Raw genomic sequence first — 14,951 nt, forward strand, 5'->3', positions numbered from 1 at the left:
GCTAGAGATGTGGTCGTCCTGTGCGGTGTGTGGTCGCTAGCCTAGGCTCCCAGGTTCGCGTGTGGATGGTTAGTAGCGAGGTAAGCACCCCTAGTATTGTGGCTCCTTCGTCGCCTAGTGCCGCGACGACCCATAGTGGTAGATAGCCTAGGAGACCTAGGGTTGCCGACATGGTCTTGACGAGGGCTGCTATAGCGAAACTCGTGGTTATGGCGTTTCTGAACGAGTATGCGTATCGTATCAACTTTGGAAGGTCTGTGACTCCATTGGCTAGGATGGCGTCTGCGACCTCGGCTACGACGTCTATGCCGCCTACTGCTATGCCCACATCGGCTTCTGCAAGGGCCTCCACGTCGTTTATACCGTCTCCGAGCATGGCGACGGGGCTGTTGTATCTAGCTCTAAGCCTCCTTACCAGCTCGAGCTTTTCGTGCGGCTTCAGCCCATAGTAGTACTCGTCGACCCCCAGCTTATCGGCTACAGTCTTCACGGCATCCCTCCTATCACCACTCGCGATTACAACCCTAAGCCCCATGGACCTCAACTCGTCTATAACCTTCTTAGCGTTCTCCACAAGCTCCTCCTCCATGCATATGCTGCCGGCATAACGGCCATCAATAGCCACGTGTACCTCTTTACTTTCGCGGCAGGGGCTCGGGGGCTCGTAGCCCAAGTGTGACGCCACGAAGCCTCTCGAGCCCATCACCACCAGGTGACCCGAGACGACAGCCACTACACCGCGGCCAGGCTCTTCACGAGCCTGCTCGGGGGCCTCACGGCACTCCTTGGCAAGGGCTTGTGAAGCCGGGTGGCGACTAGCCTTGGCCGCTGCGCAAGCCAGCTTTAACACCTGGCGCGCGGTGAAACCGTTGGAGGGAACAACCTTCGCTACCCTTAGCTCGCCTAACGTCAACGTACCAGTCTTGTCCAGGATTACGACATTACAGTGGGCCAGTGTCTCCAGAACAGAGCCACCCTTAACGAGAATCGACCTAGTGGCTAGGATTGACACGGAGTATACAGTGGTGAACGAGGAGGCGACTATGAAGGCACTGGGGCAGCCCGCGAGGAGCACCGTCAAGCCTCGATAAGGCCCCGCGAGGAGCACGAATAGCCCGAAAACCGCTAACACGAGAAGCGTGTAAGACGGCACAATCCTCTCGATTAGCCGTTGTATCCTCGTCTTCCTTTCGAGCACCTCTTCGGCAGTCCGGACTAGGATCGCTAGTAGCGATTCACTTGGAGGCTTCAACGCTCTCACAATCAGCGGGCTCCGACCCGCGTTGATGTAGCCGCTTTCCACCGGGTCACCGGGCTCCACAAGCCTACGCTCATGCTCCCCCGTGACAAACCTGGTGTCAACTAAGCCGGGGCTCAGGGAGACACCATCGACGGGGATAACCTCTCCCGGCCTCACTATGATCACGTCGCCGGGCCTAACCTCGTCTAGAGGCTCTTCTCTGACACCCTTGCCCTTCTTGACAAGCACGCGGCTCGGGAGAAGGCTTTCAAGCATGCTTATCCTACGGCGGGCTAAGCTCTCAACATAAGCCTCGCTAGCCTCCGCTACCGCATAAAGGACGTAGACCATAGACGTCTCTAACACCGCACCAATAGCGTGACCCACAAACCCCACAATGGACATGAGGAGATCTACTGTGAACACCCCGTTGGCTAGCGCATAGGCAAACCTAGCGCCAAGGAGAAGTGCAAGCGCAAGCACGATGTAGCCTGCAACCCAATGACCAAAGTAAGCCAGCATGGTTGATGCTGAAGCAGCCGTGCCAAAACCCACCCAGAACCACACTTCCTCCTCGCGAAGATGGGCGCCCATTCACCACTCCTAGCACGGTGCACAACCGCCCGCATATAATAACGCTTAATGTTAAAGCATCAAGGAGCTTAATACATAATGGTTAATAAGACGGGCTCTAGCTGCCAGGTTAAGGGTTAGCAACCAGCCATGCCGGTGGTTAGCATATCACTTCCTGAAACACTGCTCGAAAGGATAGACGAGGCGGTCAAGAAGTACGGGTATACGGGCAGGTCGGAACTGATACGAGAGGCGGTTCGCGAATTTCTTCAAAGCTTGGATAGCGGGACGCCGGATAAGCCCGTCTACGCGTTGATAGTGGCGCTGACAGATACTAGGGTGAGTAGACCAAGCCGACCAGAAGATGCTGGAGATTATACACGAACACCAAGAGCTTGTAAGAGCATTCTACCACCAGTCTCTTGGCGACGGGCTCTGCCTCAACATCGCCCTCATAAGGGCTCTACCCTCCGACCTACGCTACATGCTTAGCGAGGTGAGAAGAACCAGAGGCGTGAAGAGAGTCTGGTTCACCCTGTTAACAGAAGAGTGAGAGGGCTAGAGGACCAGGGTCAACGGGGGCTTAGATCTCCACGCTTTTCACGAGCGATATAGATTAGGTAGTGCGTCGCGCCTGCGGGTGAAACAACAGAATATGAATTTCATATTAACGGCGTTGTACTGGGAGTACAGACGAGACTATGCCGAGTGTTACATGGGAGCTAGCATATGGCATTCTATCCCGTGTGAAGAGACTCACGTTGACCGACACTAGTGTGTACTATACGGCGTGGCTGCTGAGTGTCACATTGATGGGTTTGGCCGGGGTATTCTTTTCGGGTATTCCATATGGGTTCATGCAATAGCGGCACTAGCTACCTGCGCGGTCTCAGCGATGCTGTCTGCAACGTTGATAATCCGTGCTAAACAGGAGGCAGGAAAACAACCAAATCAATAGGTTTAATGTTAGAACCGGTTCCTGTCATCCCTCTAACTCTCCGAACCTTTTGATTATAACGCATCATTCGATTGAATAGCATCTGGCGGTTTTTCACCACAATGGATATAGATTAGGCGGGAAGGTAGCCCGCGGTTTGGATAGTGAAAGGTGAAGCTAGTATGGCACGCGATATTGTAGCACGCTCAGTACTTCTAGCATCATTAGCACTTAGCCTCGCCCTGCTGGCGTTCTGTGTGAGTACGGCCTACGCCGCCTTCTACCCATGCAAGGCCTGCCACCAGGCCATGAACTTAACAGGTAACAAGAAAGTAGTAGAGTTCCACAAGATCGACCTGACGGTTGGTGCGCACCGCGGCCTCTACTGCTCCAACTGTCACGTGCCACCACTGATGCAGGAGCTCGTCGGCGGCGGTGAGGTGTACATCCCCGGGATGCACCCGAGAGACAAGCTAATGGAAACTAACAAGGTCTGTGCAGTCTGCCATCCACGCGAGTACAAGGACTATGAGATGCTAGTCCATGGTAACAAGACGTTCGAGTGTCCCGACGGCAAGGTCGTCAAGATAGTGGGTTACAAGGGTGTGATATACGACTTCCACGTGTGTAGCGAGTACAAGAACCTAGAGAAGAAGCCGGCTAGAGCCTGCGTAGAGTGCCACGACCCCCACGACCCGACCTACTACGCGATCAACATTCTGCCAGAACCGTCCGATAGGCCGGCGCCACCCGCACAGGACGAGGTAGTGTATGGCACTGTCGCCGCCCTGGTGGGTGGCCTCCTCCTCATTGTTGGTGCGTTTGTCCTTCCCTCTAGGCCCCATGGTTAGGGGGTGAGATGCCGTGAGTGGGGAGAGGGTCGAGAGGAAGGAGAATGTTAACGAGATGAGGAGGAGCCTCCTGAAGGCAGCCGCACTAGCCTCCGCAGCTTCCGCAATCACGTTTGTAGCTGTTGACAAGGAGCGGTTGAAGAAGGTCCTGGTGCCGGTTAAGCTCGAGGATATCCTGCCCGAGGCTAGCGCCGAGGGTAGCGAGCTGGAGAGGAAGGCTGCCGAGAAGGAGAAGGAGATGAAGAGGCTGTGCAGCGAGTGGACGGAGAAGCTGTGTAGGGAGCAGGGTGAGGATTCCGAAGCTTGCAAGGAGGCTCGCAAGCGCTGCGAGATGATCAAGGTCAAGGCTACGCCCGCGAAGGAGGGCGTACACTTCGCAATGGCCCTCGACCTGAACAAGTGCATCGGTTGCAGGAGGTGCGCCTACGCGTGCGTCATGGAGAACAACCAGGCTAGGAACTTACACATAGAGTGGATAAAGGTCCTCGAGATGCCACGCGAGGAGATGGAGTTCATCTACTCGAAGCTAGACTACACTGAGGCCCCGAAGCCGGACAAGGTATACGTGCCGGTTGCGTGCATGCAGTGCGAGGACCCACCATGTGTAATGGTCTGCCCCGTGAGAGCCACGTGGAAAGAGCCCGATGGGATCGTGGTTGTGGACTATGACCGCTGTATCGGCTGCAGGTACTGTATAACCGCCTGCCCGTATGGCGCGAGGCACTTCAACTGGGCCAAGCCATACGTGCCACCCACCGAGATCAACCCGAACATGCACGTGCTTGGCAACGTGATACGTCAGATACACGTGGTTGAGAAGTGCACATGGTGTATACAGAGGACGAGGGACGGCGGCATACCGGCGTGCGTCGAGGTATGCCCGGTGGGTGCAAGGGTATTCGGCGATCTACATGATGCAGAGAGCCCGATACGCCGCGTGATAGAGGAGTACGGCGCCTTTGTTTTGAAGCCAGAGGCTGGTACCAGACCAAAGTTCTTCTACTTCTTTGGTCCATCCCGCACTCCTCCACGCAAGGAGGAGTGACGTGAGTAAGGGGTGGGAGCCGTGGCGGGCAGCTTCCTCGAGACAATAATCTATGTGATAAGGGAGGCGCTCTTCAAGGGCAGTAAGCGCTACTACATGGCGCTATTGGGGCTTGCACTAATAGCAGCCTATGGCATATACCTATGGATATTCGTGCAGCACGCGCCGATATTCCTCGGCACCGACGAGGGCGGCATGATAGTAACTGGCCTTAGCGACAGCGTGCCATGGGGCATCTACATCTCGTTCTTCGTGTTCTGGGTTGGTGTAGCAGCGGCAGGCATAGTCTTCGGTATAGCTGCTTACGTCTTCGGCGACAAGGAGTTCAAGAAGGTCGCGGCGCTCGGCGAGGTCCAGGCAGTAGCAGCTGTAATAACAGCGCTATCGCTAGTCTACGTTGACCTCGGCAGGCCGATAAGAGGCCTCTTCCTGATGCCACAGCTGCCAAACCTACACTCCATGTTCGACTACGACTTCCTGGTGCTAACCGGCTATCTAACGCTAAACCTGATCGGCGTGCTAGTGACGATACACTACTATCGTCGAGACAAGCCGCTACCCAAGAAGTTCATAGTGCCATTCATGATCATTGCTGCGCCATTCGCAATCGGCATTCACACCGTGACAGCATTCATCTCCCAGGCGCTAACGGCTAGGCCCATCTGGCACAGCCCGCTACTAGCGCCACGCTACGTAGCCACGGCGTTCGCCAGCGGTCCCGCGATACTACTACTAGCGCTCTACCTCGCCGAGCGCTACGTGCCAGGCTTCAAGGTGGACTTCAGCGTCTACAAGAAAACGACGTATGTGATGGTAGCGGCGCTAGTAGTAGGCCTCTACTTCACGCTCAGCGAGGTTCACGAGATATACTGGTATACGACTGAGGCGCTGAAGAAGGCGCAGGCCAACGAGCTATTCTTCGGCTACCACCTGCCATACCTAGCGATAATGATGTGGCTATGGATAGGCCTTGGCATCGCAGCTGTCATACTAGGCATACTGCCAAGGATCCACAACACTAAGAGCGGCATACTACTCGTCGCGGTGTTGACGATAGTGGCGGTCATCTGTGAGAAGACAATGACGGTGATAATTCCAGGCTTTGTGCCGGACACGCTAGGCCAGATAGTACCATACTATCCGACGCCAGTAGAGATAGCCATAACGATAGGCGTGCACGCCATCGGCATGCTAGTGTATCTGGCGCTATCCAGGCCAACCATAAAGGCTATAATGACTCACTACATGAAGGGTGGAGAGCATCACTAAACAATCCAAACCCTAAATATGTTTTTTGAACGTATGTTTAAAACCCATGTCGCGTGTCGTGCGGGGCGGGTGAGGGGTATGAACATGCACAGGATGTATTGGCTCACCCCCGTGCTACTAGCCCTGGTAATAGTGGCGTTTAGTGTTGCCGCACTAGCCATTACAGAGGAGGAGGCTAAGCAGGTCTTCGAGAAGGCCGGTTGTGCAACCTGCCACAGCACACCTGGTAACGATTTCAAGAGCCTAGTCGACAAGATACGCAGTTGGGCATCCAAGTACGCTAGCCTAGACGAGGCTGTCGCTAACGAGTATAAGCAGGCTCAGACCTACGACCAGCTGATGCAGCAGATGAAACAATACACACCCAGCATAAGCGATGAGGACTATCAACTACTCTACCAGTTCTTCAAGCAGGTCTTCGAGGAGGCTAAAGGTGGCGCCGGGGTAACCGAGAGTGAAGCAAAGCAGGTCTTCGAGAAGGCTGGCTGTGCTACATGCCACAATGCTCCAGGCAACAACTTCGACAGTATCGTCGAGAAGATTCGCTCGTGGGCAGAGAAGTACGGCTCGCTAGACGAGGCAGTGGCTAGCGAATACCCACAGGCAAAGAGCTACGATGAGCTTATGCAGCAGATGAAGCAGTACACGCCTGGTATAAGTGACAAGGACTACCAGCTACTCTACCAGTTCTTCAAGCAGGTGTTCGAGGAGGCGAAGGGAGGTCAGGCTGCTGCGGCCACGCCAACGACGACCACCGCCCAGGTGTCGGAGGCCACCACAACCACTACAACAACACCTAAGGAGAACATAACAACGTTACCATCTGTGCCGACGCCCAACCCATCCGAGGAGGCACGAAGCCGAATAAGCACCGGGCTAGTGGTTGGCGTTGCGATACTAGTAGTGGCTGTAGTCCTCTTCGTGGTGTTCCGTCTAAAGAAGTGAGAAGGTACACACTACTCCTCATCTCGTTTTTCTTACCCTGGTATTCAAACCCCGTACGCGTCCAGTGTTTTGCCCGACCTATGGCACCTTCTAGGTGGTGTACAGGATAGCATTCTCTTTTTGGCAGCGTACAAGTAATAATGTTGTTCTCATCGTATAACTCTCTATGCTGGTGTGGTGTAGATGACTAACCAGGATGCAGCATCCAAAGTTGTTGAGAGGGTAGAGAAGGCGCTTCGCCGTGTCATTGTGCCCGGATTTGACATCGACGTTGTATCGGCCGGTATAGTCAGGCTAGTAAGGGTCTCCAGGGACAGGCGTCGGGTCGCGATAGTGCTTGACTACACGGGCTCTGATCCGTCATGCTTTGCGTGTAGGTTCTTGAACTGGCTGTTATGGGGCAAGTTGCTCCAGAGAATAGAAGAGGAGATGCGTAGAGAGGGGTTTGAAGCGGTAGAGTTCTTTGACTATAGGACTGGGTTGAGACTAGGCCAGGGAGAGGGGTAGCACGCTTAGCCGCCCACCATGCCAGGGGCGATTACGACCTCCGAGTTGTCACGTAGCCTGGTATCGGGGTGCGCGGGTTTACCATTAACAAGCACTACTACGCTCATCTCGTCATCCTCGATCATTGCACGCAGCTTTTCACTCATTCTCATGAGCTTCTCGAGTAGTGTAGCCACTTTGGCGTCTTCGGGCAACTCGAGTACAAGCTTATCGTGCCCAAGAGCGGCGGCGAGGCCTGCGAGTAGACGAACTCGCACCCTAATCATGACAATCCTCTTGTGTTTCTTGCACGTGTGCTCTTAAAACCAAAGTGGCAAGGTAAACCGTGACGACCGCGTAACTATGAACCGTGTTTCGCGAAGTAGGCTGAGAGTTGCTCGGCATACTTGAACCCGTTGTCAGGGAAGACTAGCACGTAGTGTCCCGGCTCTATCTCTCCGCTATCCCTTAGCTTCATGAAAGCTGCTGCGACAGCGCCACTACTAAGCCCCGGCAGGATGCCATCCTTCCTTGCGATGCTCAACACAGCCTCTATAGCCTCTTCGAGCTTGACATCAACTATACGGTCTGGCGTCGACCAGTGTACCCATTTCATTCCGGTTTCTGGGCGGCGTATACCTGGTATCACCTCGCCTGGCGCTGGCACAACCCCATACACTTTGATGTTGTCGAATCGCGTCTTGAAGTAGAATGTTATGGCGCTCATGTGACCCGATGTGCCAAGGCCTCCGACTATGCCCTTTAGCTTAACGCCAGCGTGCTTCAGCTGCACTTCAAGCTCCTTGGCGGTGAAGCGTAGATGCACGAGGAAGTTTGCATCATTGTTGAACTGGTCTATGTGTAGTGCATTGTCCCTACTCGCGGCTTCCTTCACCTCGCTGATCATCTCCACTGTTAGCGACTTATCCCTCCTTACAACCTCGGCGCCCATAGCCTTGAGCAGAATGTCGCTCACCTTCTGTATGCTCTTCGGTATCCACAGTTTAACCTTAAAGCCGTGTATGGCTCCCATTGCCGCCAGGGCCATACCAGTGTTGGTCGACGTAGCCTCGTAGATCTTGTCGCCCCTCCATCCCTCCTCGAGAGCCCTAACTATCATATACCAAGCTGTGCGGTCCTTAATGCTCATGCTATACGGGTTGTACCACTCTAGCTTAGCCCATACTGTATAGCCGTCACCGGATAAGCTCCTAAGCCTGACAAGGGGCGTCGGCCAGTTCCGGTAGAGAAGCTCAAGCGTGTCTTGGAATACCCTATATGGCTCGGGGTTAACATCCTCGTAGAACCCAAGCTCCTCGAGGCTAACATTAACCTCTACCGTGCTGCCGCGGCTCACTGGGACTCTACGTACGCCGAGAAACCTCAGCGACCAGTAGAGGATGTTAGACTCCTCATCAGCCACGACATCGTCGTCGTTGACCACGATGCTTCGGGTAACGCGATTCTCGCGGAGAATAGTCGCCATTGAACTAAGCGCGTTTCTCACATCGATACCGCGGTGCGCTTTCACCGACCTGATGTCAACGAGCCTATAGTCCATTGCTTTGCCCTAGCACCGAGCTACACTCGAATACATAATTATATTGCACAGGGATGCAAACATTACTCGTGGGATACGGGCACAACTAAGACGGTACATAACGAGATGCTAGCTTCCCTGCACCCCAGTACCCCGGATGCGGAATACACCAATGCGCCACGTCTCTTGCGGGTCGGGAGGCTCGATTATCCTCTCAAGCTCGGCCTCGATCCCCAAATCCTCGAGGACATAGCGGAAGTCGTCAACCCAGTCGTTCACGCCGCACGTTGCACAGAAACTACCCTCTATCTTCACATATACGCGGTCACCGTCAATACGGAGCACCTTTGCCCTAGCCTCGCTCCCCCGATACCGGTTGTACATCTCAACCGCCTTGGCTAGCACATCTCTCGGCTTACCAGGACCCAATCGGAAACTACGAGCCTGGGTTACCATTCCTAACAGCCTCGTTAGAATATACCACACCTAGTTTCAACTTATAAGTCATGTGGTTAGAACTGGTCAAGCTACTGAGAGCATCATACAGGATAGTAGCTTCGGTGTGCCATAAGCGCCGGATTCAACCATAATCCTAAGGACTGCGTAACCAGCTATAGAGCTAGCCATGCTAGCCGCTATGTACGCCGCGCCCATAGCATCTACTCCAAAACGGCTCAGGGTATGCGAGTAGGCCCCCGTATGCACTGTAAAGGATGCTCGTGAGCACGGGGAGTGCAGCAATAGGATCTAACCCCGAGGCGAGATAGGAGCTTGCCTCGTCGGTTGACCTCGTGTCTTCACAACAACAGTAGTGGAGAAACTCGTACGTATGTTCAGGGCGTGTTAAGCCGATTTTATACCGCGGTTCGGCCAAACACACGTTCTTGTTAAAATCTTGTTTTGCTGGGGGTCGTGGCGCGGTGAACAGTGTGGCAGCCGGGGATGTTGCGTGGCTATTGACAGCGTCATCAATGGTTCTGTTCATGACGGTGCCTGGCTTGGCGTTGTTCTATGGAGGCCTAGTGAGGGCCAGGAGCGTCGTCTCAACAATGATGTATAGTTTGTTGGCTTTCGCGCTAGTTAGCGTAGTCTGGGTGCTCCTAGGCTTCGGCATAGCGTTTGGTAGCGACATAGCGGGGTTCATCGGCAACCCCGTCGATTACCTACGATGGCTTGCGCAGCCGACTCCATCAACTGGCGACATACCACTGCCTGTGATCATAGGATTCCAGGGCATGTTCGCAGCGATAGCCACGGCGATAATATCCTCGGCTGTCGTGGAGAGGGCGAGGATAGAGGCTTGGGCGCTCTACGCGATACTATGGGTCCTACTAGTCTACAGTGTGATCGCGCACTGGGTGTGGGGTGGCGGTTGGGCACAGAAACTCCCAGAGCTGCTCGGCATTCCCGAGGCTCTTGACTTCGCTGGCGGAGTGGTCGTCCACATAGCATCTGGCTTCTCAGCGCTGATGCTAGCGCTGCTGCTGGGCAGGAGGAGGACAGCGCGCGAGGTTGAACCAGTGCCTCACAACATCCCCCTCGTGCTGATAGGCACTGGTATACTCTGGTTCGGGTGGATGGGGTTCAACGCGGGCTCTGCTCTAGCAGCAGACGCTACCGCGGCCAACGCGTGGCTCGTGACGAACACTGCTGCGGCGGCTGGCGCGATCACCTGGTTCCTGCTTAGCCTGGCAGTCACCGGAAGAGCATCCTCAGTTGCCTTTGCCAGCGGTGCTGTCGCAGGCCTGGTCGCGATAACGCCGTGCGCTGGCTATGTAGGTCCTCTGGATGCCCTCCCGATAGGCGCTGTTGCAAGCATAGTAAGCTACATGGCGATGAACTGGAGAATCAGGAAGGGCATAGACGAGACTCTAGACGCGTGGGCAGTGCACGGCATGTCCGGGCTCTGGGGTAGCATAGCTGCAGGAATATTCGCCAACCCCGCGGTTAGCAGCCATGCAGGGCTCCTCTACGGTAACCCGGTGCAGCTAGCCTCACAGATACTGACTAGCGTCGCAGCCATCGCTTACGCCATGATAGCGACTGTTGTGATATACTATGTTGTCGAGGCTCTTGTCGGTTGGAGGGTGCCAGTAGAGGCAGAGTATGTCGGCCTAGACGCTGCTGAGTACGGTGAGCAGGCGTATCTCACAATGTGAGGAGGTGGGAGCCGTGACGAAGCTAATCATAGCCTTCATACGCCCCGAGAAGCTGGAAGACGTCAAGAAGGAGCTTGAAGCCATAGGCGTCTACCCAATGACCATAGTGGAGGTTCGTGGTAGGGGCGAGCAGCGCGGAATCACATTGATGTATCGTGGGCATCCGGTGCGCGTCGATCTGATACCGAAGTTGCAGCTAGAGATAATCGTAGAGGATGACATGGTGGATAAGGTGATCGAGGCGATAGTGCGGGGTGCCTATACCGGCCGTCCTGGCGACGGCAGGATAATCGTACTCCCCGTCGAGAAGAACATCAGGATACGCGAGGAGTATGAGAAGCTAAGGACCCGTGAGCAACCACCCACGCCCTAGTCATCGCCCCTCCTAGTTTTTCACGCCGTTAACATTGCTGACGGGGTTGAATGGCCCCGTACTCGGGTCCCTTCTCGCGTGGTTATGGTTCCCGGGTTGGCTCTTCATGCTCGCCCGCGATAGTAACGGGCCGGGTGAGGCAATACCCGCCGTTTATAGGCTCGTATCTCGCTACTCCTCGTTTCCAGGATAGGGCCCCGTGTGGGGATACCGCCAGTGTCCGACGCGCCTCATGGGGAGAAGTCGCCGGGTTTCCGACTGGGGCCCTCCACGGTTATAGCCCAGTCCTCGCGGTGTCTTCGTGGTGAGGCTGAGGGGTCTGGTTGAGCCGGTACCGGCCGGTACCCCTCACTAGGCTACTACGCGACATGATGAGCTACGCCAGCACGGCTCTGGACCTAGGGTTCTATGCTATTGCTTTTCGCGACGAGGGGGCGTCGTACGAGGTCGTGCAGCTAGAGAGGCTTGTCGAGAAGCTCTGGGAGGGTGCTGTTGTCGAGGCTAGCCTCGCAGTAAGGGGCTACGAGGAGGCCGTCGCAATGGTAAGCGTCTTTAAGGTTGTCGATGGGCTTGTGAGAGTCACTGACGTCGCCGCCGATCTCGCGTCGCTAGTGTTGCGGGGCATAGATCCGCCCAGCCTGTTACGAGTCGCTCTTCTATCCGGGGCGGAGGTTACCGCCCCCTTACGCGTTCGTAGCAAGATGCGTGTGGCAGAGATCGAGGATGAGGGTGTTGACATCGTTGCTGTGAGGAGGGGCGGCGAGTGGATAATACACCCTAGCGATGACGTCATGCTCGAGCCGGGTGATGTTGTCGTTGTGCGCGGCTCGCCAGAGAACGTTGCGAGGGTTACGGGGATGAGGTTTGAGGTTTCGAGCGGTGGCGGCGAGGTTGAGGAAGAGACATTGCGTCTCAAGAAACTCGCGGATATACTCCTCGACCTAGGGTTCTACAGTATACTCTATGGCGATGAGATAGTCGCACTGCACGTCCAAGAGATCGAGCATAGGCTTGACGAGGAGATCATCTACTACTACGAGATGGTCTCTGGGCTGGGGCTGAGCCCCCAGCAGGAGTACGCGTTGCACAAGTTCGCGGAGGTTGTCGAGAACGTGTCGGACGTCGCGGCGGCCATGGCGTCTATGGTGAGGACGCATCGCCCGATACACCGTGTGATAGCGGCGGCCGAGGATATGAGCCAGGAGAGGATACTCGCGCTGGTATACCAGGGGCCCGGCGGCGTTAGGCTCGGGGACACCGGGCTGCAACGCGAGGAGGTGATCGTGGTCGCGGTTAGGAGGGGTGAACGCTGGGTACCTACACCACCGCCAACCGTGATACTAGAACCGGGGGACCGCGTCATCATCAAAACCTACGTGGAGGACCTGGATGAGCTACTGGAGAGCGTAGAGTCCATGGGCTTCCGTGTCCTACGTGAGAAGCTGGAGATCGAGGAGTAGAAGGCTAGCAGCGTGACCGGGTAGGCGACTAGCATCGCGGTGTATGCCCACAGCCTGCCCGGTACACCGTAATCCACCACGACTACGCCAGGCCTAGACACGTGGAGCAGTAGAAGACCCTCAACGCTAGACGTGACCACGTCGACGGGGCCCTTCACGTTCTCGACGAGCACGCGCGCCGCTAGAACCAGGTACCACCCTGGCCTCGCAGCCTCAAAGACTAGCTTGTCCCCCTCGAGCCGCGACGGTATAGGCTCGTATAGCGGCTCCTCTAGCCTCTCCACGGCCTCTGCCAGCGCCCTCCCCGCCTCAGGGAGCACCGGGTTCATCCTGGTCATGGACGCGGCTAGCGGCGAGACCATCTCCTCTCCACGAGGGAGCACGCGGAGAGCTTCACGCAAGTCTATCGAGCCCTGGGGGCAAGGGGACGAGACGCATATCGTCACGTTGCAGCCCGGATGGTCGCATATTGTCAACGTGGCTGTGGGGAGCTGATGCGACACCAGGACTATACGAGCATCGCCATAGAGCCGGACTAGGCGTGCAACATCCAGGGGGCTAGCCCCATGCACATCGAGTACAAGGGGGTACACGCGGTAGACGAGGCTACTATCGCCTACCCTATAGATGCAGTGTCTCGCCAGCGTAACCTCGAATGGCGGTAGGAGCAGCCTCCTGGCTTCCATGCACAGTTCCGCCGGGTAACCGGCGAGACTAGGCGTGTCGATGAGACCGGCTCCAGCTATGAGAGCCACGTTGCGGGCCGTGCGCGGGTCCTCAACCAGGCTCCGGATCCACTCGTAGTAGACCGTGATGTTGGTGAAGAGCGGGTCTCCCTGATGAAAGCCCCCCGTTGCGCTCGTGTAGGTGTAGGCGTGGGGCCAAGCGACGGGTGTGGAGTAGTCGAAGGATATGTCGAGCGTGGCGATTACCCTCTCGCCCCGTAGCGCCGCATAATCCGGGATAGGCTCGTAGAGGAGGAGAGACTGGTGGAGCAGAACGAGCAGCGCCACGAGTACACCTAGCCTCGCACCACGTGGTATCCTTGTCTCGAGGCTCCACGCTCTACCAGCGTATCTCAACACAGTGGCGTTTACAAAGACAAACCTCCATGCAATCAACCTGGCCATTTCGGGCGCGGCGGCGCCAACGAGCACGAGCGTGTTGATGAGGCCCGCTGCGAGGCCTATCAGCTCGTATAGTATGGATAGTGTGTCTAGCTGGCTCCTTGACCTCCTGGTGAGCAGGAAGACCGCGTAAACAACCGCCACGGGTCCAAGCTCGACGAGAGGAGGGCTCCTCGAGCCCAGCGCGATAACGCCGTGCACCAATGGTATCAGTGGCGGTGCTAGTAGCAGTAGGCCGAGCGGGTGCAGCCTATACCCGCAGGCGTAGAGCCAGACGATAGCCAATAGGGCGTTGAGAACGCCATAGGGGTGTGCGAGTATGGCCAGAGAAAGGAGCAGCCATGGCCTAACAAGCCTCCCCTCCATGGCGTCAGCCACGGCGTGTAGCGTTAACGCGGTTGACAGGATGAACGGGTAGGCTCCCATCAGCCTAGTGTAGAGAACCGGGGGTAGCATGAGGACGAGGATGGCGGTAATCAAGCCTGGCAGTCCTCTCAACTTGCCCAGCCTATACACGGCGTACGCTAGAAGCGCGTCAACGATGACTACACCGGTCTTGTATGCTAGTGTGGCGGCATACGCGGCTCCGGTTAGCCCAGACGCGGCCAGGTAGATGGGCGCAACCAGCGCATAGAAGAGCACGCCATAGTAGAGCATGTAGGCCTCGCCAAAGTAGAAGCGGGGATCGACATCCCCCCACAGTATGCACCACGGGAAGCACATTATCCTAGCCAAGTGGGCCCTGCCATCATTGCCGGTCTGTGGAACGAGAGGCGCAACAAGCAACACCGGGTTGTAGAGTAGAACCGTGAGCAGTAGCAAAGCGAGAAACACGCGCATCCTCTTCACTCTTGCACCCCGCGGTGCTCCGGTACCCAGGAGAGCGAATAGCATAGCTACTGGTCCTGTAGCGTCTCCCAGCGAGACGCGTATCACCGGGTAAACA

At 56.2% G+C, this 14,951-nt stretch carries 14 protein-coding genes and 2 pseudogenes; 10 read left to right on the forward strand and 6 right to left on the reverse strand.

The annotated features are described in order from the left end of the window. Nucleotide 1 precedes the first annotated feature (1 nt). The gene (locus tag PYRFU_RS05485) at nt 2–1,834 is read right to left on the reverse strand and encodes a heavy metal translocating P-type ATPase (RefSeq protein ID WP_014026645.1); all 1,833 of its coding nucleotides are present in this window, start codon (nt 1,832–1,834) and stop codon (nt 2–4) included. Between the two features lie 129 nt (nt 1,835–1,963). On the opposite strand from PYRFU_RS05485, the pseudogene PYRFU_RS10740 reads away from it, so the two are divergent. The 7 genes and pseudogenes from PYRFU_RS10740 to PYRFU_RS05515 form a co-directional block, all read left to right on the forward strand. Next, nucleotides 1,964–2,032: pseudogene (locus PYRFU_RS10740) on the forward strand (hypothetical protein); the annotation flags it as partial. 142 nt (nt 2,033–2,174) lie between these two features. Beyond that, nucleotides 2,175–2,366 (forward strand): annotated as a pseudogene (locus tag PYRFU_RS05490) (CopG family ribbon-helix-helix protein); the annotation flags it as partial. Nucleotides 2,367–2,932: 566 nt separating this feature from the next. Continuing rightward, nucleotides 2,933–3,601: a hypothetical protein gene (locus PYRFU_RS05495; protein WP_014026646.1), complete on the forward strand. Its 669-nt coding sequence runs from the start codon at nt 2,933–2,935 to the stop codon at nt 3,599–3,601. 13 nt (nt 3,602–3,614) lie between these two features. Continuing rightward, entirely contained in the window at nt 3,615–4,646 is a 1,032-nt protein-coding gene (locus PYRFU_RS05500; protein WP_014026647.1) for a 4Fe-4S dicluster domain-containing protein, read from the forward strand. A gap of 21 nt (nt 4,647–4,667) precedes the next feature. Continuing rightward, entirely contained in the window at nt 4,668–5,915 is a 1,248-nt protein-coding gene (gene nrfD / locus PYRFU_RS05505; RefSeq protein WP_014026648.1) for an NrfD/PsrC family molybdoenzyme membrane anchor subunit, read from the forward strand. An 84-nt stretch (nt 5,916–5,999) separates the two neighbouring features. Further along, nucleotides 6,000–6,860, forward strand: a complete 861-nt coding sequence (locus PYRFU_RS05510; protein ID WP_167827849.1) for a c-type cytochrome — start codon at nt 6,000–6,002, stop codon at nt 6,858–6,860. Nucleotides 6,861–7,043: 183 nt separating this feature from the next. Further along, nucleotides 7,044–7,367: an iron-sulfur cluster assembly protein gene (locus PYRFU_RS05515; RefSeq protein WP_014026650.1), complete on the forward strand. Its 324-nt coding sequence runs from the start codon at nt 7,044–7,046 to the stop codon at nt 7,365–7,367. Between the two features lie 5 nt (nt 7,368–7,372). Here PYRFU_RS05515 and PYRFU_RS05520 read toward each other — a convergent pair whose 3' ends face one another. The 4 genes from PYRFU_RS05520 to PYRFU_RS10660 all read right to left on the reverse strand — a co-directional run bounded on the left by PYRFU_RS05520 (nt 7,373) and on the right by PYRFU_RS10660 (nt 9,540). Then, complete coding sequence (locus tag PYRFU_RS05520) at nt 7,373–7,633, reverse strand: MoaD/ThiS family protein (protein ID WP_014026651.1); 261 nt, start codon at nt 7,631–7,633, stop codon at nt 7,373–7,375. 74 nt (nt 7,634–7,707) lie between these two features. After that, nucleotides 7,708–8,907 (reverse strand): PLP-dependent cysteine synthase family protein, encoded by a 1,200-nt coding sequence (locus PYRFU_RS05525; RefSeq protein ID WP_014026652.1) that lies wholly within the window; start codon nt 8,905–8,907, stop codon nt 7,708–7,710. Nucleotides 8,908–9,015: 108 nt separating this feature from the next. Next, a complete protein-coding gene (locus PYRFU_RS05530; RefSeq protein WP_014026653.1) occupies nt 9,016–9,342 on the reverse strand; it encodes a hypothetical protein in 327 nt (108 codons plus the stop codon). 66 nt (nt 9,343–9,408) lie between these two features. Beyond that, nucleotides 9,409–9,540, reverse strand: a complete 132-nt coding sequence (locus PYRFU_RS10660) for a hypothetical protein (protein WP_280097273.1) — start codon at nt 9,538–9,540, stop codon at nt 9,409–9,411. A 275-nt stretch (nt 9,541–9,815) separates the two neighbouring features. On the opposite strand from PYRFU_RS10660, the gene PYRFU_RS05535 reads away from it, so the two are divergent. The 3 genes from PYRFU_RS05535 to PYRFU_RS05545 all read left to right on the forward strand — a co-directional run bounded on the left by PYRFU_RS05535 (nt 9,816) and on the right by PYRFU_RS05545 (nt 12,878). Next, nucleotides 9,816–11,045, forward strand: coding sequence for an ammonium transporter (locus PYRFU_RS05535; RefSeq protein ID WP_244403826.1), 1,230 nt, complete (start codon nt 9,816–9,818; stop codon nt 11,043–11,045). 13 nt (nt 11,046–11,058) lie between these two features. Next, a complete protein-coding gene (locus tag PYRFU_RS05540; RefSeq protein WP_014026655.1) occupies nt 11,059–11,418 on the forward strand; it encodes a P-II family nitrogen regulator in 360 nt (119 codons plus the stop codon). A 323-nt stretch (nt 11,419–11,741) separates the two neighbouring features. Next, complete coding sequence (locus PYRFU_RS05545; RefSeq protein WP_014026656.1) at nt 11,742–12,878, forward strand: potassium channel family protein; 1,137 nt, start codon at nt 11,742–11,744, stop codon at nt 12,876–12,878. Here the strand turns inward: PYRFU_RS05545 and PYRFU_RS05550 are convergent. Next, nucleotides 12,791–14,854, reverse strand: coding sequence for a hypothetical protein (locus PYRFU_RS05550; protein WP_167827850.1), 2,064 nt, complete (start codon nt 14,852–14,854; stop codon nt 12,791–12,793). The genes PYRFU_RS05545 and PYRFU_RS05550 overlap by 88 nt on opposite strands. Between the last annotated feature and the right edge of the window lie 97 nt (nt 14,855–14,951).

Source organism: Pyrolobus fumarii 1A (assembly GCF_000223395.1).
In the GTDB taxonomy this organism is placed as follows: domain Archaea; phylum Thermoproteota; class Thermoprotei_A; order Sulfolobales; family Pyrodictiaceae; genus Pyrolobus; species Pyrolobus fumarii.

Bases quoted from the DNA above. Each gene is read 5' to 3' on its own strand.
- PYRFU_RS05530 (WP_014026653.1), bottom strand. From the start codon at position 9,342: ATGGTAACCCAGGCTCGTAGTTTCCGATTGGGTCCTGGTAAGCCGAGA.
- PYRFU_RS05510 (WP_167827849.1), top strand. From the start codon at position 6,000: ATGCACAGGATGTATTGGCTCACCCCCGTGCTACTAGCCCTGGTAATA.
- PYRFU_RS05525 (WP_014026652.1), bottom strand. From the start codon at position 8,907: ATGGACTATAGGCTCGTTGACATCAGGTCGGTGAAAGCGCACCGCGGT.
- PYRFU_RS05495 (WP_014026646.1), top strand. From the start codon at position 2,933: ATGGCACGCGATATTGTAGCACGCTCAGTACTTCTAGCATCATTAGCA.
- PYRFU_RS05485 (WP_014026645.1), bottom strand. From the start codon at position 1,834: ATGGGCGCCCATCTTCGCGAGGAGGAAGTGTGGTTCTGGGTGGGTTTT.
- PYRFU_RS10660 (WP_280097273.1), bottom strand. From the start codon at position 9,540: ATGGGCGCGGCGTACATAGCGGCTAGCATGGCTAGCTCTATAGCTGGT.
- PYRFU_RS05515 (WP_014026650.1), top strand. From the start codon at position 7,044: ATGACTAACCAGGATGCAGCATCCAAAGTTGTTGAGAGGGTAGAGAAG.
- PYRFU_RS05520 (WP_014026651.1), bottom strand. From the start codon at position 7,633: ATGATTAGGGTGCGAGTTCGTCTACTCGCAGGCCTCGCCGCCGCTCTT.